At 67.2% G+C, this 22,717-nt stretch carries 24 protein-coding genes; 15 read left to right on the plus strand and 9 right to left on the minus strand.

Annotated features, from left to right (window positions below; genetic code table 11):
* Nucleotides 1-8 precede the first annotated feature (8 nt).
* From ACNQR1_RS16535 to ACNQR1_RS16545, 3 genes are read right to left on the minus strand one after another with little or no spacing between them, the layout of a single operon-like run.
* Nucleotides 9-1,070 carry a quinone-dependent dihydroorotate dehydrogenase gene (locus tag ACNQR1_RS16535; RefSeq protein WP_418050393.1) on the minus strand — a complete coding sequence of 354 codons (1,062 nt, stop codon included), beginning with the start codon at nt 1,068-1,070 and terminating at the stop codon, nt 9-11.
* Nucleotides 1,070-1,339 (minus strand): DUF5703 family protein, encoded by a 270-nt coding sequence (locus ACNQR1_RS16540; RefSeq protein WP_418047264.1) that lies wholly within the window; start codon nt 1,337-1,339, stop codon nt 1,070-1,072. Before ACNQR1_RS16540 ends, ACNQR1_RS16535 begins: the two co-directional genes overlap by 1 nt.
* On the minus strand, nt 1,336-2,364 hold the full coding sequence (locus ACNQR1_RS16545) for a YncE family protein (protein WP_418047265.1): 1,029 nt from the start codon (nt 2,362-2,364) through the stop codon (nt 1,336-1,338). The genes ACNQR1_RS16540 and ACNQR1_RS16545 overlap by 4 nt, the downstream gene beginning before the upstream one ends.
* Before the next feature lie 123 nt (nt 2,365-2,487).
* Here ACNQR1_RS16545 and ACNQR1_RS16550 point away from each other — a divergent pair, with 123 nt between their 5' ends.
* The 5 genes from ACNQR1_RS16550 to ACNQR1_RS16570 are packed head-to-tail and all read left to right on the plus strand — an operon-like array spanning nt 2,488 to nt 5,833.
* Entirely contained in the window at nt 2,488-2,799 is a 312-nt protein-coding gene (locus ACNQR1_RS16550; RefSeq protein ID WP_418047266.1) for a hypothetical protein, read from the plus strand.
* Nucleotides 2,800-2,854: 55 nt separating this feature from the next.
* The gene (locus ACNQR1_RS16555) at nt 2,855-3,685 is read left to right on the plus strand and encodes an undecaprenyl-diphosphate phosphatase (RefSeq protein WP_418050394.1); all 831 of its coding nucleotides are present in this window, start codon (nt 2,855-2,857) and stop codon (nt 3,683-3,685) included.
* A gap of 39 nt (nt 3,686-3,724) precedes the next feature.
* Nucleotides 3,725-4,396, plus strand: coding sequence for a histidine phosphatase family protein (locus ACNQR1_RS16560; protein ID WP_418047267.1), 672 nt, complete (start codon nt 3,725-3,727; stop codon nt 4,394-4,396).
* Nucleotides 4,397-4,431: 35 nt separating this feature from the next.
* Entirely contained in the window at nt 4,432-5,019 is a 588-nt protein-coding gene (locus ACNQR1_RS16565) for a DUF3090 domain-containing protein (RefSeq protein ID WP_418047268.1), read from the plus strand.
* Nucleotides 5,003-5,833, plus strand: a complete 831-nt coding sequence (locus tag ACNQR1_RS16570; protein WP_418047269.1) for an SCO1664 family protein — start codon at nt 5,003-5,005, stop codon at nt 5,831-5,833. The genes ACNQR1_RS16565 and ACNQR1_RS16570 overlap by 17 nt, the downstream gene beginning before the upstream one ends.
* On the opposite strand, the gene ACNQR1_RS16575 is transcribed toward ACNQR1_RS16570, so the two are convergent.
* A complete protein-coding gene (locus ACNQR1_RS16575; protein ID WP_418047270.1) occupies nt 5,830-6,237 on the minus strand; it encodes a DUF2628 domain-containing protein in 408 nt (135 codons plus the stop codon). The two genes, ACNQR1_RS16570 and ACNQR1_RS16575, sit on opposite strands and share 4 nt — an antisense overlap.
* A 7-nt stretch (nt 6,238-6,244) precedes the next feature.
* Nucleotides 6,245-6,919, minus strand: coding sequence for a DUF6891 domain-containing protein (locus ACNQR1_RS16580; protein ID WP_418047271.1), 675 nt, complete (start codon nt 6,917-6,919; stop codon nt 6,245-6,247).
* A gap of 68 nt (nt 6,920-6,987) precedes the next feature.
* Between ACNQR1_RS16580 and ACNQR1_RS16585 the strand changes: the two genes are divergently transcribed.
* The 3 genes from ACNQR1_RS16585 (at nt 6,988) to ACNQR1_RS16595 (ending at nt 10,032) form a co-directional block, all read left to right on the plus strand.
* Complete coding sequence (locus ACNQR1_RS16585) at nt 6,988-7,749, plus strand: 3'(2'),5'-bisphosphate nucleotidase CysQ (RefSeq protein WP_418047272.1); 762 nt, start codon at nt 6,988-6,990, stop codon at nt 7,747-7,749.
* 121 nt (nt 7,750-7,870) lie between these two features.
* Nucleotides 7,871-9,109 (plus strand): cysteine--1-D-myo-inosityl 2-amino-2-deoxy-alpha-D-glucopyranoside ligase, encoded by a 1,239-nt coding sequence (mshC, locus tag ACNQR1_RS16590; protein ID WP_418047273.1) that lies wholly within the window; start codon nt 7,871-7,873, stop codon nt 9,107-9,109.
* A gap of 38 nt (nt 9,110-9,147) precedes the next feature.
* A complete protein-coding gene (locus ACNQR1_RS16595; protein WP_418047274.1) occupies nt 9,148-10,032 on the plus strand; it encodes an SDR family oxidoreductase in 885 nt (294 codons plus the stop codon).
* An 87-nt stretch (nt 10,033-10,119) separates the two neighbouring features.
* On the opposite strand, the gene ACNQR1_RS16600 is transcribed toward ACNQR1_RS16595, so the two are convergent.
* Entirely contained in the window at nt 10,120-10,998 is an 879-nt protein-coding gene (locus tag ACNQR1_RS16600; protein ID WP_418047275.1) for a PAC2 family protein, read from the minus strand.
* Between the two features lie 439 nt (nt 10,999-11,437).
* Between ACNQR1_RS16600 and metH the strand changes: the two genes are divergently transcribed.
* Nucleotides 11,438-15,232, plus strand: coding sequence for a methionine synthase (gene metH, locus ACNQR1_RS16605; protein ID WP_418047276.1), 3,795 nt, complete (start codon nt 11,438-11,440; stop codon nt 15,230-15,232).
* A gap of 56 nt (nt 15,233-15,288) precedes the next feature.
* Here the strand turns inward: metH and ACNQR1_RS16610 are convergent, their stop codons facing one another.
* On the minus strand, nt 15,289-16,086 hold the full coding sequence (locus tag ACNQR1_RS16610) for an NAD(P)H-binding protein (RefSeq protein ID WP_418047277.1): 798 nt from the start codon (nt 16,084-16,086) through the stop codon (nt 15,289-15,291).
* A gap of 45 nt (nt 16,087-16,131) precedes the next feature.
* On the opposite strand from ACNQR1_RS16610, the gene ACNQR1_RS16615 reads away from it, so the two are divergent.
* Nucleotides 16,132-16,815: an HAD family hydrolase gene (locus tag ACNQR1_RS16615; protein WP_418050395.1), complete on the plus strand. Its 684-nt coding sequence runs from the start codon at nt 16,132-16,134 to the stop codon at nt 16,813-16,815.
* Between the two features lie 57 nt (nt 16,816-16,872).
* Complete coding sequence (locus ACNQR1_RS16620) at nt 16,873-18,474, plus strand: sugar porter family MFS transporter (RefSeq protein WP_418047278.1); 1,602 nt, start codon at nt 16,873-16,875, stop codon at nt 18,472-18,474.
* A gap of 21 nt (nt 18,475-18,495) precedes the next feature.
* Here the strand turns inward: ACNQR1_RS16620 and ACNQR1_RS16625 are convergent, their stop codons facing one another.
* Complete coding sequence (locus ACNQR1_RS16625) at nt 18,496-18,975, minus strand: hypothetical protein (protein WP_418047279.1); 480 nt, start codon at nt 18,973-18,975, stop codon at nt 18,496-18,498.
* A 37-nt stretch (nt 18,976-19,012) separates the two neighbouring features.
* On the opposite strand from ACNQR1_RS16625, the gene ACNQR1_RS16630 reads away from it, so the two are divergent.
* The 4 genes from ACNQR1_RS16630 to ACNQR1_RS16645 all read left to right on the plus strand — a co-directional run bounded on the left by ACNQR1_RS16630 (nt 19,013) and on the right by ACNQR1_RS16645 (nt 22,116).
* Nucleotides 19,013-19,294, plus strand: a complete 282-nt coding sequence (locus ACNQR1_RS16630) for a phosphoribosyl-ATP diphosphatase (protein WP_029108834.1) — start codon at nt 19,013-19,015, stop codon at nt 19,292-19,294.
* Between the two features lie 15 nt (nt 19,295-19,309).
* Nucleotides 19,310-20,164 carry an ATP phosphoribosyltransferase gene (hisG, locus tag ACNQR1_RS16635; protein WP_418050396.1) on the plus strand — a complete coding sequence of 285 codons (855 nt, stop codon included), beginning with the start codon at nt 19,310-19,312 and terminating at the stop codon, nt 20,162-20,164.
* Nucleotides 20,165-20,253: 89 nt separating this feature from the next.
* Complete coding sequence (locus ACNQR1_RS16640) at nt 20,254-20,736, plus strand: DUF4126 family protein (RefSeq protein ID WP_044523824.1); 483 nt, start codon at nt 20,254-20,256, stop codon at nt 20,734-20,736.
* Nucleotides 20,737-20,739: 3 nt separating this feature from the next.
* Entirely contained in the window at nt 20,740-22,116 is a 1,377-nt protein-coding gene (locus ACNQR1_RS16645) for an FAD-containing oxidoreductase (RefSeq protein ID WP_418047280.1), read from the plus strand.
* On the opposite strand, the gene ACNQR1_RS16650 is transcribed toward ACNQR1_RS16645, so the two are convergent.
* Complete coding sequence (locus ACNQR1_RS16650; protein ID WP_418047281.1) at nt 22,082-22,714, minus strand: NAD(P)H-dependent oxidoreductase; 633 nt, start codon at nt 22,712-22,714, stop codon at nt 22,082-22,084. The two genes, ACNQR1_RS16645 and ACNQR1_RS16650, sit on opposite strands and share 35 nt — an antisense overlap.
* Between the last annotated feature and the right edge of the window lie 3 nt (nt 22,715-22,717).

Genomic DNA, 22,717 nt, shown 5'->3' on the forward strand with positions numbered 1-22,717 from the left:
GCGGGGGCTCAGCGCGTCGCGGAGCCGATCGCGTCGCTCAGCGACGCGAACCCGCCGGCGTGCAACCGCTCGGCGATGCCGTCGTGGATCTGTTTGGCCCACAGTCCGCCGCCGTAGATGAACCCGGTGTAACCCTGCAGCAGGGTGGCCCCGGAGGTGATCCGTTCCCATGCGTCGTCGGCGGTTTCGATGCCGCCGACACTGATGAGCACGAGCTTGCCGCCCACGCGGGAGTGCAGCTGTCGCAGCACCTGCAGGGACCGGTCTGCCACCGGGCGCCCCGAGATCCCGCCGGTGCCCAGTTCGGCGACGCCGGGCGTGGCCAGCCCCTCCCGGGACACGGTGGTGTTGGTGGCCACGATCCCCGCCAGCCCCAATTCGACTGCCAGATCGGCGATCTCGTCGATATCGGCGTCGGAGAGGTCGGGGGCGATCTTGACCAGGACGGGCTTGTCCGTCTCGGCCTTGACCGCGGCGAGGATCGGCCGCAGCGATTCGACAGCCTGCAGATCTCGTAATCCGGGGGTGTTGGGCGAGCTGACGTTGACCACGACATAGGCGGCCAGCGCGCTGACCAACCGGGTGCTCTCGGCGTAGTCGGCCACCGCGTCCTCGGGCGGGGTCAGCTTGGTCTTGCCGATGTTCACCCCGATGGGTACGTCGGGGGTGTGCCGGGCCAGCCGGATGGCCAGTGCCCCCGCACCCTCGTTGTTGAATCCCATCCGGTTGAGCAGTGCGTGGTCCTCGGGCAGCCGGAACAGCCGGGGCTCGGGATTCCCTGGCTGCGGTTGGGCCGTGACGGTACCGACCTCGGCATACCCGAAGCCCAGCGCTCCCCAGGTCTCCAGGCCGCGGCCGTCCTTGTCGAAACCGGCGGCCAGGCCCATGGGTCCGGGGAAGCGGACCCCGAACACCGTGCTGGCCAGTACCGGATCGGCGGGTGCCAGGCGCCGCCCCAGTGCGCGGCGCAGGATCGCGGGACCGGTGACCGTGCGCAGAAGGGCGAACACCCACAGGTGAATCCGTTCCGGCGGCACCAGGAAGAATGCCCGCCGCAGAGCCGCGTAGATCACAGCGAGGGCGCCTGCGGAGTGCCCGGCATCGTTGACGCGGTCTTCTTGCGGCGCAGCAGCACCCGTCGACTCCCATCTGTGTAGGCCCGCACCCGGGTCAGCTCCCAGCCGCGGTACTCGGCCTCGATCGACAAGCGGATCGAGGCGCTGATCCTGGTGACATCCGGCGGCAGCCGCAGTGGTATCCAGTCGTATTCCCCGGAACGGTCCTCGGCGACGACCTTGTCCCATCCGGGAGGCATGCGGCCCTGCTGGATGGTGGTCATCGGCGGCCCGACGCCGTCCGGATCACCTGCACACCGGCTCCCGAGCCGGACACCACGTAGAGGGTGTCGGTCTTGTCGTCGTAGGCCAGGGAGTTCGGTTGCTGCACGGTTCGATAACGCACCTTTTCCACGGGTATGCCGGTGGAGAGATCGTAACCAATCACGGTGTTCGCCGCGGTCTGCGACACCCAGGCCAGCTCGGCGGATCCGGCCAGGCCGTACGGGGCGGCGGGCACCGGGTAGCGCTGACGCATGATCAACGGGTCGGCGCCGAACACCAGTAGCTCGTCGCCGCGAGTATCGGCAACCAGTACCCGGCCCCGGGTATCGGCGGCCATGGTGGTGGCGCCCTCGCCGGCCCGCAAGGCCTGCGCGGCCTTCGTCCCGCTGGCGTTGACCGCCGTCACCGATGTTTGTCCGCGGTCCAGTACCACGGCGGTATTTCCCTGGGTGACAAGGGAATCCACGCGGGCGAAGATCTTGAGCCGGGCGGCCACGGTGTGGTCGCCGGACAGGGTGTAAACCGCTCCGTCGGCAGTGCCCAGCACGGGGTTGCCGTCGGCGCGTCGCGCGATCGCGGTGAACTCCACGCCCTGGGCGCCATCCACCTCGATTTTGCTGGCTTTGGCCTCGCCGACGTTCACCCGGAAGTATCCGCCGAGGGTGGCGGCCAGGATGTCACCGTGGCCGTCGACGCTCAGCGAGGTGGCCGCGGGAGTCAGTGTCACGTCGCGCGGGGGCCGGTTGCCGGTCAGCAGGCTCAGCGTCGAGAGCCCTTCGGACCCGGGAGCCAGAACGGCCAGAGTGCCGGTTGCTGGGTCGAAGACCGCACTCTCGGCGTGTCCGCGCAGTTGCCGAATCTCACCGTCCGGGGTCGCCGCGACCGGGGGCGAAACTGCGGCCTGAGCGGGCTCGATGGTGGGCGGCGGGGCGTCAGAGGGGTTGGAGCTGCAGCCCGCGGTGAGCAGCAGGGCCAGCGCAATGAGGCCGGCGCGAACTGGCTGACCTGCGAGAATTGGGCGCAACGGATGGCTCTCGATCGGGAACGGATGGTCGGTGAGGTGCAGGAATCCAGTCTAGGCATGGCCGTCGGCCGGAATTGGTCGCGTCTGCAACCAACGCGGCATAAGTCGAGGTATGGTTCGATCATGACCCTCGCCGCAGACCGGGAACTGGGTAACCGCGAGTTTGCTATGGAGGATATTTCCACTGGTGTACACGCCAGCGGGTTTGGCCAAGTTGGCGATGGCCGGAGTTTTTCGTTCCACATCGAACGCCAGCAGCTCATGATCGAGATCTACCGTCCGCGGCTGTCCGGCCCGGTCCCGGTCGAGGACGACGTGGTGGCCGTGGCCACCCGCAAACTGACCGATATCGATCTGACTGATGAACGCAGCCTGTCGGCAACGGTCCGTGACGCGGTCGCCGGCGCACAGCCGGTTCCGCGCACCAGTCGCTGACGAATTCCGGCCCCGTCGTCACGGTACGGTCGTCGGCGTGACTGACGTCGGTGCCATGTCCTGGCTGCAAGTGGTTGTGTTGTCGATTGTCCAGGGGCTCACCGAGTTTCTGCCGGTCTCGTCCTCGGGACACCTCGCGATCACCTCGCGGGTGTTCTTCGACGACGACGCGGGCGCCTCGTTCACAGCGGTCACCCAGCTGGGCACCGAACTCGCGGTGCTGGTGTATTTCGCCCGCGACATCGCCCGCATCATCAAGGCCTGGTTCAGCGGACTGACCAACGCGGCGCATCGCTCCGCCGATTACTGGCTGGGCTGGTGGGTGATCATCGGCAGCATTCCGATCGGGGTGTTCGGTCTGCTGTTCAAGGACGAAATCCGTACCGGCGCACGCAATCTGTGGCTGGTGGCCTCGGCGCTCATCGTGTTCTCGGCGGTGATCGCCGCAGCCGAGTACTACGGCAGGCAGACTCGCCGCGTCGAGCAGCTGACCTGGCGCGACAGCATCATCGTCGGTTTGGCCCAGTGCCTGGCCCTGGTGCCGGGGGTCTCCCGCTCGGGCGCGACCATCAGCGCCGGGCTCTTCCTGGGCATGGAGCGCGAGCTGGCTGCCCGGTTCGGATTCCTGTTGGCGATCCCCGCGGTGTTCGCCTCCGGCATCTTCTCCCTGCCCGATGCGTTCCACCCGGTCGGTGAGGGGATGAGCGCCAGTGGAGCACAACTGCTGGTCGCCACCCTGATCGCGTTCGTGGTCGGCTTCGCGGCCATCGCCTGGTTCCTGAAATTCCTGGTGTCGCACAGCATGTACTGGTTCGTCGGGTACCGGGTGGTGCTGGGCGCGGTGGTGCTGGCCCTACTCGGTACCGGCGTGGTTGCCGCGCAATGATCGAATGACTGTGATGACTCAGAAGGCGAGGGCTGCACTATGACGGTGATCCTGCTGCGGCACGGCCGGTCGACGTCGAACACCGCGCATACCCTGGCCGGCCGCAGTGAGGGCGTCGACCTCGACGAGCGCGGTGCCGAACAGGCGGCCGGCCTGGTCGCGCGCATCGGGGATCTGCCGGTCACCGCGATCGTGCATTCGCCGCTGCTGCGCTGTGTGCGCACGGTGGCGCCGCTGGCCGAGGCGCTCGCGCTGCAGCCGGTCGTCGACGACCGGCTCACCGAGGTCGACTACGGCAGCTGGACCGGCCGCGCCATCGGCGAGCTGGTCAAGGAGCCGCTGTGGGCCGTGGTGCAGCAGCAGCCCAGCGCCGCGGTGTTCCCCGAGGGCGAGGGCCTGGCTCAGGTCCAGGCCCGAGCGGTCGCCGCGGTGCGCGAACGTGACCGTGCCCTGGCCGAGGAGCACGGCGCCGACGTGTTGTGGGTGGCCTGCACCCACGGCGACGTGATCAAGGCGGTACTGGCAGATGCCCTCGGCGTGCATCTGGACGGTTTTCAGCGGATCACCGCCGACCCGGCCTCGATGAGCGTCATCCGCTACACCGACCTCCGCCCATTCGTGATGCATATCAACCACACCGGTGCGCAGTTGAGCGCGGGACTGGCGGCCAAACCCGCCACCGACGCCGTGGTGGGTGGGTCCACCAACTGACCCGCGGTACCGCTACCGGTATTTTGGAAGGTGCCATGGCCCGCGCAATTCATGTTTTCCGCACTCCCGACCGATTTGTGGCCGGGACCGTCGGCCAACCCGGTAACCGGACGTTCTACCTGCAGGCTGTCCACGACAAGCGGGTGATCTCGGTGATCCTGGAAAAGCAGCAGGTCGCAGTGCTGGCCGAGCGGATCGCTGCGCTGTTGACTGAGATCAACCGGCGCTTCGGCACGCCGATCCCGCCGGATACCGGTGAGGTGAATGATCTGCTGCCCCTGGTCACCCCGGTCGACGCCGAGTTCCGCGTCGGGACGATGGGGCTGGGCTGGGATTCGGAAGCGCAGACCGTCGTGGTGGAGCTGCTCGCGGTCTCCGAAGGCGAGTTCGACGCGTCGGTGGTGCTCGACGATGCCGAGGACGGGCCCGACGCCGTTCGGGTGTTCCTCACCCCGGAGTCGGCCCGCGAGTTCGCCACCCGATCCAACCGGGTGATCTCGGCCGGACGCCCGCCGTGCCCGCTGTGCGATGAGCCGCTGGACCCCGATGGTCACATCTGCGTGCGTACCAACGGCTATCGCCGCGGTGAGGTGGCCGGGTCCGAAGATGACGCAGATTCCTAGTTCCGATCCCGACCCCGACGATGGCGTGGTCCTGGCCGAAGGCGAACTGACGGTGATCGGCCGGATCCGCTCGGCCAGCAACGCCACCTTCCTGTGCGAGGCGACCTCCGGTGAGCGGCAGGTCCATTGCGTCTACAAGCCGATCCGGGGTGAGGCGCCGCTGTGGGATTTCCCCGACGGCACCCTGGCCGGCCGCGAGCTGAGCGCCTATCTGGTGTCGGCCGCACTGGGCTGGAACATCGTGCCGCGCACCATAATTCGTGACGGACCCGCCGGGCCGGGCATGCTGCAGCTGTGGGTCGACCAGCCCGGGGACCAGGTGGGGGATGAGCCCGATTCCGGCCCCGATCTGGTCGACCTGCTGCCGGCCGGGCACCTCCCGCCCGGATTCCTGCCGATCCTGCAGGCCTACGACTACGCCGGCGACGAGGTGACGCTGGTGCACGCCGACAATCCCCGGCTGTTCCGGATGGCGGTGTTCGACGTGCTGATCAACAACGCCGACCGCAAGGGCGGACACATCCTGGCCGGCATCGACGGGTCCGTGTACGGCGTCGACCACGGGGTGAGCCTGCATGTCGAGGACAAGCTGCGGACCGTGTTGTGGGGTTGGGCAGGCAAGCCCGTCGACGACGAAACCCTTGCCGACGTCGCCGCGCTGCGCGACGGTTTCGGCGCCCTCGCCGAGCAGCTGTGTACCAACATCACCGAAGCTGAGGTCGCCGCGCTGCGGTCCAGAATTGTTGGGCTACTGAACAACCCGGTGATGCCGACGCCTGACCGGCACCGGCCGATCCCGTGGCCGGCCTTCTAGCGGGCGCGCCCGAAGCCCTCGAACGGATTCCAGGACCGGCTGCCACGCACCACGTGCAGGTAGTAGGCGTAATTCGCGGCGGACATTGCCAGCGCCGCGATACCCATCCCGATCCCGCGAGTGATGGTGTCGTTGACGTCGAGGACAACCAGCACCGCCCCTACGGCGATCGTCAGCGCCAACAGGGCCAAGCCCTTCCGCCACATGCCTTTGACGATGAAGTAGAGCGGCCCGAACAGGAACGCCAGGATGTTGGAGGTCAGCCGCAGCTTGGCCATGAAGCTGAGATTGCGGTAGGCGGCCTTGGCCTCGGGCGTCGCGCTGGGCAGCCCGTAGGTGTCGAAGAAGTCGAACTTCCAGCGCCACGAGTCGGACAGCTTGTCGACGGGAGCCTGCTCGGTCATGGATCTCCTACTGCGGTAGGGGCTTTCGCCACTGGGGAACGTTGAGCTCGATGCGGCTGCGATGCGATCCCGACCATGACGCGTCGAGGCCGTAGTGGTTGGCCAGCACCACGATTCGTTCGCCGACCATCGTATCGGTGCGCTCGGTGATTTCTGCTGTGGCCGCCTCGTCGCCTGCAGCGGCTGCGCGCACCAGCGAGTCCGGCAGCGCAGGGTGGGGCCGAAATGAACTGAAACCGAGGTACAGCGCCGGTTCGGCGTCGTCCAGTCGCAGCGCATCCTGCTCATGGAAGTATGTGTAGGCCCACTCCCGGTAGCGGTACCACTCGTCGGGGTTCGGATTCGGCGAGCGTTCGTCATCGATGTCGTGGGTCGCGCAGGTGGTGCAGCAGGAGAAGCACATCCGGGCCAGGATGCCCTCGGATTCGAGCTGGGCGAAGGTGTACTGCAATCGGCCGTAGTCTCCGGTGTCGGCCCAGGCTGCCTGCTCGGCCAGCCGTCGGCGCCACTGTGAGGCCACCAGCTCGGGCACCTCGGCGGGGTCGATCACGCCTGAGTCGTCGACCCATTCGTGAGCCACGTCGACCATCTCGTCGTATCCCCAGAACCCGGCGACCAGGTGAGAACGGATGAACGCGCCGAGTTCGTCACGGTCTCCGGTGTGCCAGTCAAGGCTGCGCATTGCCCGACCCTAACGGCGCAACGTGCCCCGCCACCGCACCAATTTGGCCCGGCACCGATACTTAGTCGGTGCACTCGACCGACGCCGACCTGGCCGCCGCAGTGGCCAAGGAGGCCGGTGAGTTGTTGTTGGCCGTGCGCGAGGAGGTCGGCTTCTACGACCCGTACTACCTCGGCGACGAGGGTGACCGGCGATCCAACGCGCTGATCCTCGCTCGTCTGGCCCAGGCCCGCCCCGGTGATTCCGTGCTCAGCGAGGAGGCCGTCGACGACCTTTCCCGCGTCGAAGCCGACCGGGTCTGGATCGTCGATCCGGTGGACGGCACGCATGAGTTCTCTCTGCCGGGCCGTGAGGACTGGGCGGTCCACATCGCCCTGTGGCAGCGCTCGGTGGGTGCCGACGGGGGCTTGTCGGATGCGGTGGTGGCCCTGCCCGCCAGGGGTGAGGTGTACCGCAGCGACACGGTCACCCCGCCCGGGCCGCGGCGCCCCGGCCCCCTGCTGATCACCGCGAGCTCGAACCGCCCCCCGGCAGTGCTGTGGCGGATGCGGGAGCAGCTCGATTTCCGGATGGTGCGCATCGGCTCGGCCGGGGCCAAGGCGATGGCCGTGGTGCGCGGCGACGTCGACGCATACATCCATGCCGGCGGGCAGTGGGAGTGGGATTCGGCCGCACCCGCGGGTGTGGTGCTGGCCGCGGGTCTGCATGCGTCCCGGCTGGACGGCTCGGAGCTGCGTTACAACCGCGCCGACCCGTATCTGCCGGATTTCGTGATGTGCCGCAAGGAACTGGCACCGATCCTGCTCGAGGCCATCGGGGTGGCCCGATGAGAGCTTTCCGCAGCGATCCGGGAATGGATTCGGCGGCCGCGTTGTCTGACTTGCTGAAGCTGAACTGTGTGGGACCCACCGGCGGGAGGCCGTCCTGAGCGAGCACCTTAGAGTCGAGACCATGCGATCGTGGTCGGCACCGTCAATTCCGGTGCTGGAAGGGCGTGGTCCGCAACTGCGGTTGTACGACAGCGCCGACCGGCAGGTTCGTCCGGTGACCCCCGGGCCGACCGCCACCATGTACGTGTGTGGCATCACCCCCTACGACGCCACCCATCTCGGTCACGCCGCGACCTACCTGACCTTCGACCTGGTGCACCGGCTGTGGCTGGACGCCGGGCGCACCGTGCACTACGTGCAGAACGTCACCGATGTGGACGATCCGCTGTTCGAACGGGCCGAACGCGACGGCATCGACTGGCGCGACCTGGGTGACCGGGAAACACAGCTGTTCCGCGATGACATGACCGCCCTGCGCGTCCTGCCGCCGCACGACTACGTCGCCGCCACCGACGCGATCACCGAGGTGATCGAGCTGGTGGAGAAGATGCTGGCCTCGGGTGCGGCCTACGTCGTCGATGACGCCGAGTATCCCGACGTCTACTACCGCGCCGACGCCACGGTGCAGTTCGGCTACGAGTCGGGCTATGACCGCGAGACCATGCTCCGGCTGTTCGGCGAGCGCGGCGGTGACCCGGACCGGGCAGGCAAGGGCGACGAACTGGACGCCCTGCTGTGGCGGGCCCAGCGGCCCGGCGAGCCCAGCTGGCCCTCTCCCTTCGGTGCGGGCCGGCCTGGCTGGCACGTCGAGTGCTCGGCCATCGCGCTCACGCGCATCGGCTCGGGCCTGGACATCCAGGGCGGTGGCAGCGATCTGATCTTCCCGCACCACGAGTTCTCCGCCGCGCACGCCGAATCCGTCACGGGGGAGCGGCGTTTCGCCCGCCACTACGTGCACGCGGGCATGATCGGCTGGGACGGGCACAAGATGAGCAAGAGCCGCGGCAACCTGGTGCTGGTCTCTCGGCTGCGCGCCGACGGCGTCGACCCGTCGGCGGTCCGGCTGGGGCTGTTCGCGGGCCATTACCGGTCGGACCGGTTCTGGAGCGACGAGGTACTCGAAGCGGCCAACACCCGGCTGCAGCACTGGCGCAGCGCCGCCGCGCTGCCCGCCGGTCCGGACGCCACCGACGTGGTGGCCCGGGTGCGCCAGTACCTCGCCGACGACCTTGACACACCGAAAGCACTTGCCGCACTGGATGGTTGGTGTACCGACGCACTGGCCTACGGTGGCCACGACCCGGCCGCGCCACGCCAGGTCGCCGCCACGGTGGATGCACTCCTGGGAGTCGAGCTCTAGGCCTCGTCGGGCGCGCCCAGGTGCGGTACGTTGCCGACATGGGTTCTGTGAACGGGAAAGTCGTCTTCATCACCGGCGGTGCCCGCGGCATCGGCGCCGAGGTGGCCCGCAGGCTGCGGCTCAGGGGCGCCAAGCTGGTGCTCACCGACCTCGATGAGGCTCCGTTGAGCGCGCTGGCCGCCGAACTCGGCGAGGAGCACGTGCTGACCGCGCTCGCCGATGTGCGCGATCTGACCGCCATGCAGAAGGCCGCCGACGCCGCCGTCGAGCGGTTCGGCGGCATCGACATCGTGATGGCCAACGCGGGCATCGCCAGCTTCGGCTCGGTCATGCAGGTCGATCCCGAGGCGTTCAAGCGGGTCGTCGACATCAACGTCGTCGGGGTGTTCAACACCGTGCGCGCCACCCTGCCCGCCGTCGTCAAGCGTCGCGGGTACGTGCTGGTGGTGTCCTCGCTCGCAGCGTTCACCTCGGCGCCCGGATTGGCCGCCTACCACGCCTCCAAGGCCGGCGCCGAGTACTTCGCCAACACGCTGCGACTGGAGGTGGCCCACCTCGGCGTCGACGTCGGCTCGGCGCACATGAGCTGGATCGACACCCCGCTGGTGCAGGACGCCAAATCCGACCTGTCGGCGTTCCGGGAGATGCTGTCCAAGCTGCCGCCGCCGCTGAACCGGACGACGACCGTCGACGCCTGTGGCGCCGCCTTCGTCAAGGGCATCGAGGGGCGCAAGAAGCGCATCTACAGCCCGCAGTGGGTCGGGGCGTTCCGCTGGATCCGGCCGTTCGTCACCACGCCGCTGGCAGAGCGCGACATCCTCAAGTTCACCCCGACGTTGCTGCCGAAACTCGACGCGGAGGCGGCCGCCCTCGGTCGTTCGACCAGCGCCCGGATCGAGGCCCTGGAGAAGCCGGAGTCCTAGCGGCGTCAACGCCGAGCGGCCAGTTGTGACACGTGATGCGGCAGTTTCCGTGCACCAAGTGGCCACTCTGCGGGACTTCAGCAGAACTCAGCGGCCGCGACGCCGCAGGTAGCGCTCGAACTCAGCCGCCAACGCGTCGCCGTCGATCTTGCCGAGGGCCTCGTTCATGTCGACCTCGGCGTCGCCGCGTTGTTCCAACGAGGCGACGTACTCCGCGATCTCCTCGTCCTCGGCGGTCATCTCGGTGACGGCCTGCTCCCACTCCTCGGCGGCGGCGGGCAGGTCGGCCAGCGGGACCTCGACGTCGAGGACGTCCTCGACCCGGCGCAGCAGGGCCACGGTGGCCTTGGGGCTGGGTGGTTGCAACACGTAGTGCGGTACCGCGGCCCAGAACGTCACGGCCGGGATGCCGGCCTGCACGCAGGCGTCCTGGAACACCCCGGCGATCCCGGTGGGGCCTTCGTAGCGGGTCTCTTCCAGACCGAAGAACTTCGCCGACTCGGACGAATACGCGGAACCCGACACCGGTACCGGCCGGGTGTGCGGGGTATCGGCCAGCAGCGCACCCAGGATCACCACGGTCTGCACGTTGAGCTTGTCGGCGATGGCCAGCAACTCGGCGCAGAAGGTGCGCCAGCGCATGTTCGGTTCGACACCGTGCATCAACACCACGTCACGGTTGCTGCCAGGAGGACGGCAGTGCGAGATCCGCATCGACGGCCACACCAGTTCCCGGGTGACGCCGTCGACCTGGCGGATCACGGGGCGGTTCACCTGATAGTCGTAGTACGACTCATCGTCGATCTCGACGATCGGCTGGGCCTCCCAGATCGCATCCAGGTGGTCCAGCGCGTCACTGGCCGCGTCGCCGGCGTCGTTCCAGCCCTCGAAGGCGGCCACGATGGTGGCGTCCTTCAATTCGGGCAGGTTCATACGCCGGCCGGCGTTCGGATACGACGGTGTCACACGTTCAGCGTAAGCCTTGGATGGTGCCGATGAGACCGTTGTGCTCGCGGGTCGCGGCAGCACCGATCAGCCGCTTTGATAGACCGTCTACCCTGTTTGTGTGGCTGCCGCTGACAAATCTGCCTACGACACCGACACGCCTGACACCGTGTCGATGCGGGTAAAGGTGGGTAACGGCGCCGTCGAGACGAAATACGTTCGGCTGCAATCTGGTTAGCTTTGGTATCCACGACATTGCCGACAAGATCCGCGCGCTGCCACTACAGGGCATGTGTCGCCGAGCGGGTCGAGTCGATCGCAGCGATGAGTTGGGCGTCCAGACGTCGATCGGGTGACGACGTAGACTTTTCTGGTCGAGAGGCGTTGCAACGGTTATCCGGGGGGCCGGGATCCCTCCTGGTATCCGCCACGCTCGGCAGAGTCAAGGACGCCTTCCGCCATGGAAGGAACGCACGTGAACGCCTCTGAGTTGCAGGTCTCTGGGTCGACGGTCTCGGAGCCGAGTGCCTTCGAGCCGAACATCCGCCCCGACTGCACCGACGAACTGACAGCAGCCCTGCGCCGACGGATCTTGGTGATCGACGGCGCGATGGGCACGGCGATCCAGCGCGACCGGCCGGATGAGGCCGGCTACCGCGGTGAGCGGTTCAAGGACTGGCTGAGCGACCTTCAGGGCAACAATGACCTGCTGAACCTGACGCAACCGCAGATCATCGAGGCGATCCACCGCGAGTATCTCGAGGCGGGCGCCGACATCCTGGAGACCAACACGTTCAACGCCAACGCGGTCTCGCTGTCCGATTACGACATGGCGGACCTGAGCTACGAGCTGAACTACGCCGGTGCTGCCCTGGCGCGGGCGGCCTGCGACGAGTTCAGCACGCCGGACAAGCCCCGCTACGTCGCCGGCGCCCTCGGTCCGACGACGCGGACCGCGTCGATCTCGCCGGACGTGAACGACCCAGGAGCCCGCAACGTCTCCTACGACCAGCTGGTCGCCGCCTATCGCGAAGCCGCCGGTGGCCTGGTCGACGGCGGTGCCGACCTCATCATCATCGAGACGATCTTCGACACGCTGAACGCCAAGGCCGCGGTGTTCGCCCTCGAGACGCTGTTCGAGGACCGCGGACGCCGCTGGCCGGTGATCATCTCGGGCACCATCACCGACGCTTCCGGGCGGACGCTGTCCGGTCAGGTCACCGAGGCGTTCTGGAACTCGATCAGGCACGCCAACCCGATCGCGGTGGGGCTCAACTGCGCCCTCGGCGCGCCGGAGATGCGGCCCTACATCGCCGAGATGTCACGGATCGCGGACACCTTCGTCTCGTGCTACCCGAACGCCGGCCTGCCCAATGCCTTCGCCGAGTACGACGAGTCCCCGGACAGTCAGGCCTCCTACATCGCCGAGTTCGCCGAGGCGGGTCTGATCAACATGGCCGGCGGCTGCTGCGGAACGACACCGGCGCACATCGCCAAGATCGCCAAGGTCGTCGAGGGCAAGCCGCCGCGTGCGGTGCCGCAGATCGAGGTTGCCACCCGGCTCGCGGGCCTGGAGCCGCTCAACATCACCAAGGACTCCCTGTTCGTCAACATCGGTGAGCGCACCAACATCACGGGTTCTGCCCGGTTCCGCAACCTGATCAAGGCCGAGGATTACGACACCGCCTTGTCGGTCGCGCTGCAGCAGGTCGAGGTCGGTGCGCAGGTGATCGACATCAACATGGACGAGGGCATGATCGACGGCGTTGCCGCGATGGACCGGTTCACCAAGCTGATCGCGGCCGAGCCGGACATCAGCCGCGTCCCGGTGATGATCGACTCCTCCAAGTGGGAGGTCATCGAGACCGGCCTGAAGAACGTGCAGGGCAAGCCGATCGTCAACTCGATCTCCATGAAGGAGGGCGAGGAGAAGTTCATCCGCGAGGCGCGGCTGTGCCGCAAGTACGGCGCCGCTGTCGTCGTGATGGCCTTCGACGAACAGGGGCAGGCCGACAATCTGGAGCGCCGCAAGGAGATCTGCGGGCGCGCCTACCGGATCCTGACCGAAGAGGTCGGTTTCCCGGCCGAGGACATCATCTTCGACCCGAACTGCTTCGCGCTGGCGACCGGTATCGAGGAGCACGCGACCTACGGGATCGACTTCATCGAGGCCTGCGCCTGGATCAAGGAAAACCTTCCCGGCGTGCACATCTCCGGCGGCATCTCGAACGTGTCGTTCTCGTTCCGGGGGAACAACCCGGTGCGCGAGGCGATCCACGCGGTCTTCCTGTTCCACGCCATCAAGGCCGGCCTGGACATGGGCATCGTCAACGCGGGCGCGCTGGTGCCCTACGACTCGATCGACCCCGAGCTGCGGGACCGCATCGAGGACGTTGTCCTGAACCGCCGCGAGGATGCGGCAGAACGGCTCCTGGAGATCGCCGAACAGTTCAACAAGTCAGAAAAATCCGAGGATCCGGCCGCCGCCGAGTGGCGCAGCCTCCCGGTCCGCGAGCGGATCACCCACGCCCTGGTCAAGGGCATCGACGCCCACGTCGACGCCGACACCGAGGAATTGCGGGCCGAGATCGCCGCGGCGGGTGGCCGGCCCATCGAGGTGATCGAGGGCCCGCTGATGGACGGCATGAACGTCGTCGGTGACCTCTTCGGCGCGGGCAAGATGTTCCTGCCGCAGGTGGTGAAGTCGGCCCGGGTGATGAAGAAGGCCGTGGCGTACCTGCTGCCGTACATCGAGGCGGAGAAAGCGGAGAACGGGGCTGCCGATTCGAAGGACACCAACGGCACCATCGTGATGGCGACGGTGAAGGGCGACGTCCACGACATCGGCAAGAACATCGTCGGAGTCGTCCTGCAGTGCAACAACTTCGAGGTGATCGACCTCGGGGTGATGGTGCCCGCCCAGAAGATCCTGGACGCGGCCAAAGAGCACGAGGCCGACATCATCGGGTTGTCCGGCCTGATCACCCCGTCCCTGGACGAGATGGTCAACTTCGCCGTCGAGATGGAACGCCAGGGGCTGGAGATCCCGCTGCTCATCGGTGGGGCGACCACCTCGCGTGCTCACACGGCAGTGAAGATATCGCCGCGTCGTAACGGCCCGGTGGTCTGGGTCAAGGACGCTTCCCGCTCGGTGCCCGTCGCGGCCGCTCTCCTCGACGACAAGCAGCGGCCGGCCCTGCTGGAGGCCACCGAGGCTGACTATGCGTCTCTGCGCGAACGGCATGCGCAGAAGAACGACCGGCCGATGCTGACGCTGGAGAAGGCCCGCGCGAACCGGACACCGATCGAGTGGGAGGGGTACACCCCGCCGGTGCCCGCGCAGGGTGTCGGCGTCCGGGAATTTCATGATTACGACCTCGCCGAACTGCGCGAGTACATCGACTGGCAGCCGTTCTTCAACGCCTGGGAGATGAAGGGCCGCTTTCCCGACATCCTCAACAACCCGGCGTCGGGCGAGGCTGCCCGGAAGCTGTACGACGACGCCCAGGAAATGCTCGACACCCTGATCAAGGAGAAGTGGCTGCGCGCCAACGGGGTCATCGGGTTCTTCCCGGCGAACGCGGTCGGCGACGACATCGAGGTCTACACCGACGAGACCCGCACCGAGGTGCTGACCACGTTGCACAACCTGCGCCAGCAGGGTGAGCACCGGGACGGTATCCCGAACCGGAGCCTCGGCGACTTCATCGCGCCCAAGACCACGGGCCTGGATGACTACGTCGGTGCTTTCGCCGTCACCGCGGGCCTCGGCGGCCAGGACAAGATCATGGAGTTCAAGGCCGCCCTGGACGACTACAGCGCGATCCTGCTGGAGTCGTTGGCCGACCGGTTGGCCGAGGCGTTCGCCGAACGGATGCACCAACGGGTCCGCGAGGAGTTCTGGGGCTACCAGCCTGACGAACACCTGGACAACGAGGCACTCATCGGCGAGAAGTACGTGGGAATCCGCCCGGCTCCCGGCTACCCGGCCTGCCCGGAGCACACCGAGAAGGTCACGCTCTGGAAGTTGATGGATGTCAAGGAGCGGACGGGAATCGAGCTGACGGAGTCGATGGCGATGTGGCCCGGGGCTGCGGTCAGCGGCTGGTATTTCTCGCATCCGCAGTCGCAGTATTTCGTGGTCGGCCGGATGGCCCAAGACCAGGTCGCCGACTACGCGAAGCGCAAGGGCTGGACGCTGGCCGAAGCCGAGCGCTGGCTCGCCCCCAACCTCGGCTACAACCCCGAGGACTGACCGAGCCGAAACTGGTTGAGCCGGAACAGTTCCCGTTCGGGCTCAGCCTGGGTTCGCTAGGTGAACAGGCTGCGGTTGCGGGCCGCCCACTGCGCGATCGATTCGGCTGGGGTGCCGGTCAACCGTTCGACGTTGTCGTTGGCGGCCTGACGTTCCGGCTCGCCGTCGAACAGGTCGAGGTACCAGTGCGCGCCGTCGCCCATGACGGGGCGCAGCAGCTGTTCGGCCTCGGCGCGGCTGCACCGTTGCATCTCGACAGGCATGCCGATGCCTGCCCCGATCTGGCGGGCGATGTCGGCGCGGGACAACGCGACCGGACCGGTGAGTTCGTACATCGCGCTCAGATGGGCGTCCTGCGGGGCGGCCAACAGGTGCGCGGCCACCCGGGCGATGTCGTCCATGGACACCGGGGACTCGACGTGGTCGGGGGCGACGTCGCGGACGGTGCCGGTCTTGATCTGCGGGGCCCACATCGTGAAGTTCTCGCAGAACTCGCCGGGGCCGAGCTGGGTGTGCGCCAGCCCGGAGGCGGTGACCGCATCGGCGTGCTCCGCCCAGTGCGCGCCGCCCGACAGTGCCACCACGTACTGCACACCTGCTTGCACCATCATGTCGAGCGTGGGTCCGGCGGTGGTGGGGAACGGCGCCAGATACACGCGCTCGACGCCCTCCAGCGCGGCCGGCAATGTCTCTGGTTTGCCCAGATATCCGGTGATTGCTGTCACAGATCGGGGGAGCGCCGCCTTCTCCGGGTTCGTGGTCAGCGCGCGGATGTCGCGCGCGCCCAACGTGATCAGATGATCCACCACACGCCTGCCGATGTTGCCTGTGGCTCCGGTCACCAGAATCGTCATGCTCCCACGCTATAGGCGTGGTCGGACAATGCGAGAATGGTTGCCATGCGTGCGGTGCTCTGGGACATGGACGGCACCCTCGTCGACTCCGAAAAGCTTTGGGACATCGCCATGCACGCGCTGTATGCGCGGATGGGCGGGGTGCTGACCGCGGAGGTGCGGGAGTCGACGGTCGGCGGTTCGTCCGAGACCGTGATGCGGATCGTCTATGAGGATCTGGGGCTTGCGGCCGATCCCGCCGCGATGGCCGAATCTGCGGACTGGTTGCACGACTACACCGGTGAGCTGTTCGAGCAGGGGTTGCCGTGGCGGCCGGGTGCCCAGGAGATGCTCGACGGTCTCACCGCCGCCGGGATCCCCATGGCGTTGGTGACGAACACCCGCCGGGATCTGGCCGAACGGGCGTTGAACAGCATTGGTCGCCACTACTTTTCGGTGACGGTCTGCGGCGATGAGGTCGGTAGCGGCAAGCCGGCACCCGACCCGTACCTGCGGGCCGCCGACCTCCTCGGGGTATCCACCACATCGTGCCTGGCGGTCGAGGATTCGGTCACCGGGACGACGTCCGCCGAGGCCGCGGGCTGCCCGGTGCTGGTGGTTCCCAACGACGTGGAGGTCCCCGGAGGTCCGTTGCGCCGCCACGTTTCTTCGCTGACCCAACTGGACGTTGCCGGCCTTCGCGCCGTCTATCACGAACTGAATTCCCAAGCCGGAGAACGCACCGCCTGATCCGGGCCTTGTGATTGAATGTGACCCTGATCACGCATTGCTGCGGAAGGGTGTCCCATGACTCACGGACCGGTCGGCGATCCTGCATCGGACCTGGATTACGAGGAATCCGAGCACAGCGGCAAGGTGGTCCGGATCGCTTCGGTCGCCGCGTTGGGCGGCTTGCTCTTCGGTTATGACAGCGCCGTGATCAACGGGGCGGTGGCCGCCCTTCAGGACGAATTCCAGATCAACAACGTCGTTCTGGGCTCCGCGGTGGCCTCGGCTCTGCTGGGCGCCGCGGTGGGCGCGCTGACCGCCGGCCAGCTCGCCGACCGGATCGGCAGGCGGTCGGTGATGAAGCTCGCGGCATTGCTGTTCTTCATCAGCGCGATCGGCACCGCCGTTGCCACCCACATCTGGCTGGTCGTGATCTTCCGCATCATCGGAGGCCTTGGCGTCGGTGTGGCCTCCGTCATCGCGCCCACCTACATTGCCGAAACTGCACCGCCGCGCATCCGCGGGCGACTCGGCTCACTGCAGCAGTTGGCGATCGTGACCGGGATCTTCCTGTCCCTGTCGGTCGACTACCTGCTGGCTCACCTGGCCGGTGGCTCCCGCGAAGAGCTCTGGCTGGGGTTGGCGGCCTGGCGGTGGATGTTCCTGGTGATGGCCATTCCGGCGTTGGTGTACGGCCTGCTGGCCTACACCATCCCGGAGTCGCCGCGGTACCTGGTGGCCAAGTTCCGCATTCCGGAAGCGCGCAAGGTGCTGTCGATGCTGCTCGGCGAGAAGAACCTGGAGATCACCATCCACCGGATCGAGGACTCGCTGAAGTCCGAGAAGCCGCCGTCCTGGCAGGACCTGCTCAAGCCATTGCGTCCCGGCGCATCGATCGGTCGGTTCACCGCGTGGGTGCGACGCTATGTGTGGTGGCTGTTGCTGCTGTTCATCGTCCTGGCCGTGGGGTCGGTTTCGCTCGGATTGTGGCTGCTGGCAGTGGTCTTCGCCGCGCTCGGTATCGCGGTGGCCTTCGTCAGCGGGCTCTACGGCATCGTCTGGGTTGGCTTGGGGCTGTCCATCTTCCAGCAGTTCGTCGGTATCAACGTGATCTTCTACTACTCGAATGTGCTGTGGGAGGCCGTCGGATTCGAGGAGAGTCAGGCGTTCACCATCACTGTGATCACGTCGGTGACCAACATCGTCACCACGTTGATCGCGATCGCGCTGATCGACAAGATCGGGCGCAAGCCGCTGCTGTTGATCGGCTCCACCGGAATGGCCCTCACCCTGGGCACTATGGCCGTGATCTTCGGAACGGCCCCCCAGGTCGACGGCCAGCCTCAACTGAGCGGCGCCGCCGGGCCGATCGCTCTTGTCGCGGCCAACCTGTTCGTGGTCGCCTTCGGCATGTCGTGGGGTCCGGTGGTGTGGGTCCTGCTGGGGGAGATGTTCCCCAACCGCATCCGGGCAGCGGCGCTGGGTCTGGCGGCCGCGGGTCAGTGGGTGGCCAACTGGCTGATCACCGTGTCGTTCCCCGAACTGCGAAACGTGTTGGGTGTGGCGTACGGCTTCTACGCGCTGTGCGCCTTGCTGTCGCTGCTCTTCGTCTGGAAGTGGGTCGCGGAGACCAAGGGCAAACACCTCGAGGACATGCACGCCGAGGCGATGAGCGCCTAGCGGTACCGCGCCCCGCCCAGTTCAACTCGCAGGTAGCGGCGGAGGTTCGTAGTCGTCGGCGTAGGGCGCGCAACCGACGCTGCGGGCGATGTCGACGGCCGCCTCGACCAGTTTCTCCGGCGAGATGTCACGGTGGGCCAGATAGACCTCGCAATGCCCGACGACCACCCAGACACTGGACAGTTGCACCTGTACCAGGGCGAATTCGTCGGGTTCGGAGCGTTGCGCCTCATAGGTGTCCCGGGTGAGGTCGGCACCGTGGCGCAGTTCTTCGACCTCGTCGGCGAAATCCTCCACCGGGTGGATCGCCACGGTGAGTGTCGGAGCCGACACCACGTCGGCACCCCAGGAGGCCGACAGGCAATCGAGCGGGAGGATGGGGTTGGCGAGGCGATTGCTCTGCACGAGACCGTCGACCGTCAGGTGTCTGGACAGGATCGCGCGGATCGCCGTGACCCGGGCAGTGTAGGTCTGCAGCTCGTCGCCGACAGGTTCGCTCACCCTTCTATTGCACCCCACAAATCGACCCCCGCCGAGCATGAAACAATTCATGCCTGTGAAGACCTTCGAGGCCCTGTTTGCCGAACTCAGCGACAAAGCGCGCACCCGACCTGCCGGTAGCGGCACGGTCGCCGCACTTGACGCCGGCGTCCATGGGCTCGGCAAGAAGATCCTGGAGGAGGCCGGCGAGGTGTGGCTGGCCGCCGAGCACGAGAGCGACGAGTCGCTCGCCGAGGAGGTCAGCCAGTTGCTGTACTGGACCCAGGTGCTGATGATCTCCCGGGGCCTGACCCTCGACGACATCTACCGGAAGTTGTGAGCCGTGGCCGATCAGATGTTGCGCGTCGCGGTGCCCAACAAGGGCTCGCTCAGCGAAGCGGCCGGTGAGATCCTCGCCGAGGCCGGCTACCGCCGCAGGCGTGATCCCAAGGATCTGACGGTCGTCGATCCGGTCAACAACGTCGAGTTCTTCTTTCTGCGGCCCAAGGACATCGCGATCTACGTGGGTTCGGGTCAGCTCGACCTGGGCATCACCGGACGGGACCTGGCCGCTGACTCCGACGCTCCGGTGCGGGAGCGCCTGTCGCTGGGCTTCGGTGGCTCCACCTTCCGTTACGCCGCTCCGGCCGGCCGGGACTGGAGCCCGCAGGATCTGGCAGGCAAGCGGATCGCCACGTCGTTCCCGAACCTGGTGCGCAAGGACCTTGCGGCGCAGGGGATCGAGGCTTCGGTGATCCGCTTGGACGGCGCCGTCGAGATCTCGATTCAGCTCGGGGTCGCCGACGTGATCGCCGACGTGGTCGGCTCGGGCCGCACCCTGGGACTGCACGGCCTGGTGGCGTTCGGTGCACCGCTGTGCGAGTCGGAGGCCGTGCTCATCGAACGCGACGGCGCCGAGGGGGACGGCAGTGCGTCCGCGCGCGACCAGCTGACGGCGCGCGTGCAGGGCGTGGTGTTCGGACAGCAGTACCTGATGCTGGATTACGACTGCCCGCGTGCGGTTTTGGACCAGGCCACCGCGGTGACGCCGGGGCTGGAGTCACCGACCATCGCGCCACTGGCGGATCCGGACTGGGTGGCCGTGCGCGCTCTGGTACCGCGCCGCGACGTCAACGCGATCATGGATGAGATCGCCGCGATCGGCGCCAAAGCGATACTCGCATCAGATATTCGGTTCTGCCGTTTCTGACGGGCGGACACCGCCCTGTCTGATCGGCGCGTGCAGCGCCGCATTGCGTGTTAGCGTCCGGGTGACAATTTCAGGCCTCGGAGGTCGCCGTGACGCATTTTCTGGTTCTGTTGTTGGCTCTTCTCATCGGTGTGGTGGCCGGATTGCGGGCATTCACCGCTCCGGCCGCGGTGGCGTGGGCCGCCGCACTGAACTGGATCAACCTCGACGGCACCTGGGCCCAGTGGCTGGCCCACCCGGTCACGGTCACCGTGCTGACCATTCTCGCTGTGGTGGAGTTGGTTACCGATCAGCTGCCGCGCACGCCCAGCCGTAAGACCCCGGTGCAGTTCATCACCCGTCTGATCACCGGAGCGTTCGCCGGTGCGGTGATCGGCACCGCGTGGGGCTTCACGTACACCGCGCTCGGTGCGGCCCTGGTGGGTGCGGTGATCGGCACCCTCGGCGGATACGAGGCACGAAAGCGCTTGGTCAGCCGCAATGATGGCCATGACCTGCCGGTCGCGCTGTTCGAGGACGCGGTCGCCGTGCTCGGCGGCTTCGCGATCGCAGCCCTGACCTCTGTCCTCTAGTTCATGGCGCCCGCGCAAAGTTTCGACGCAATCGTCATCGGCGCGGGACAGGCCGGGCCGCCGTTGGCGGGCCGGTTGACCGCAGCAGGGCAGACCGTCGCTGTGATCGAACGCAAGCTGGTCGGCGGCACCTGCGTCAACTACGGCTGTATCCCCACCAAAACCCTTGTGGCCAGCGCCCATGCCGCCCATCTCGCGCGGCGCGGTGCTGATTTCGGCGTCGGCACAGGCGAAATCGACATCGACATGGCCAAGGTCAAGGCCCGCAAGGACGCGATCATGCTGGCCGACCGTCATGGGGTGGAGGACTGGCTGCAGGGCATGGACGGTGCTTCCTTGATCCGCGGCCACGCCCGTTTCGTCGACCCGCACACCATCGACGTCGACGGCGAATTGTTGCGGGCCGATCGGATCTTTCTCAATGTCGGTGGCCGGGCCGTGGTTCCGGAGTTTCCCGGCCTGGACGGTATCGACTATCTGACCAACGTCGGAATCCTCGACCTGGAAGTCGTACCCGAGCACCTGGTGATCGTGGGCGGCAGTTACATCGCCCTGGAGTTCGCCCAGATGTATCACCGGTTCGGTGCCCGGGTGACGGTGATCGAGAAGGGGCCCCGGCTGACCTCGCGCGAGGATGAGGACGTCTCGGCCACCATCGCCGAGATCCTTCGGGCCGAGGGCATCGACGTGGTGCTCGATGCCACCGGGATTCGGTTCACCAAGCGGGACAGCGGGTTCGAGGTGACACCCCGTGACGGCGCCGATCCCATCGCCGGAACGCACCTGTTGCTCGCGGTGGGGCGGATCCCGAACACCGACGACCTCGGGTTGGAGAACGCCGGCGTGGATCTCGACTCGCGGGGCTACGTCGTGGTCGACGATCAGCTGCGCACGACGGCCGGGCACATCTGGGCCATGGGCGACTGCAACGGCAAGGGCGCGTTCACCCACACGTCCTACAACGATTTCGAGATCGTCGCCGCCAATCTGCTCGACGATGATCCGCGCCGGGTGAGCGACCGCGTCACCACCTATGCCCTGTACATCGACCCGCCACTGGGCCGGGCCGGGCTGACCGTCGACCAGGTGCGGAAGTCCGGCCGAAAAGCGTTGGTGGGCAAGCGGCCGATGACCAGGGTCGGCCGTGCCGTGGAGAAGGGCGAGACCCAGGGCTTCATGAAGGTGGTGGTGGATGCCGAGACCGAGGAGATCCTCGGGGCGTCGATCCTCGGCGTCGGCGGCGATGAGGTCGTGCACTCGATCCTCGACATCATGACGGCCAAGCTGCCGTACACCGCGATCTCGCGGACCATGCACATCCACCCCACCGTCAGCGAGCTGGTGCCTACGATGCTGCAGGAGCTGAAGCCGCTGGACTGAGCGTGCGGCCGATGTTGAGCTGACGCGTCACCAGCGCGACCCGATGCCCGAGGTGGCGGCAGGTGCGCACATCGGAGGGATGCACTTGGTCGGGCCCGGCATCCACATCGGTGGCGGCCGCGGCGCCGAGCCAGAACCCGAGCCGGTTCAGGTCATGTTCGCTGCCCGCCGCACTGTTCCAGCCGGCACCCAAACCCAGGTTCACCCAATGCATGTGGTGCTGGGCGGCGAAGACTGCCAACGAGTTCAACGTGGCGAGCTTGTCTCCGCTCTTGGCTCCGGAGTTGGTGAACCCGGCCGCGACCTTGTCGCGCCAGCTGCCTTCCATGCATCTGCGGCCGGTCTTCTCGGCAAAGGCCTGGAATCCCGCTGACACGTTGCCCATGTAGGTGGGGCAGCCGAAGATCATGGCGTCCGCGTTGTCCAACGCGTCCCAATCCTGGTCGGTCATGGCCTCGACGTGCGTGACGGTGACGTCGGCTCCGGCGTCACCGGCGCCGGCCGCGACTGCCTCCGCCAGGGTCGCGGTGTGACCGAACCCCGAGTGGTAGACCACCGAGACGGTGGGTGCGGCGATATCGGTTCCGTTGTGTGGCATCTG

Source organism: Mycobacterium sp. 48b, assembly GCF_048282725.1.
In the GTDB taxonomy this organism is placed as follows: domain Bacteria; phylum Actinomycetota; class Actinomycetes; order Mycobacteriales; family Mycobacteriaceae; genus Mycobacterium.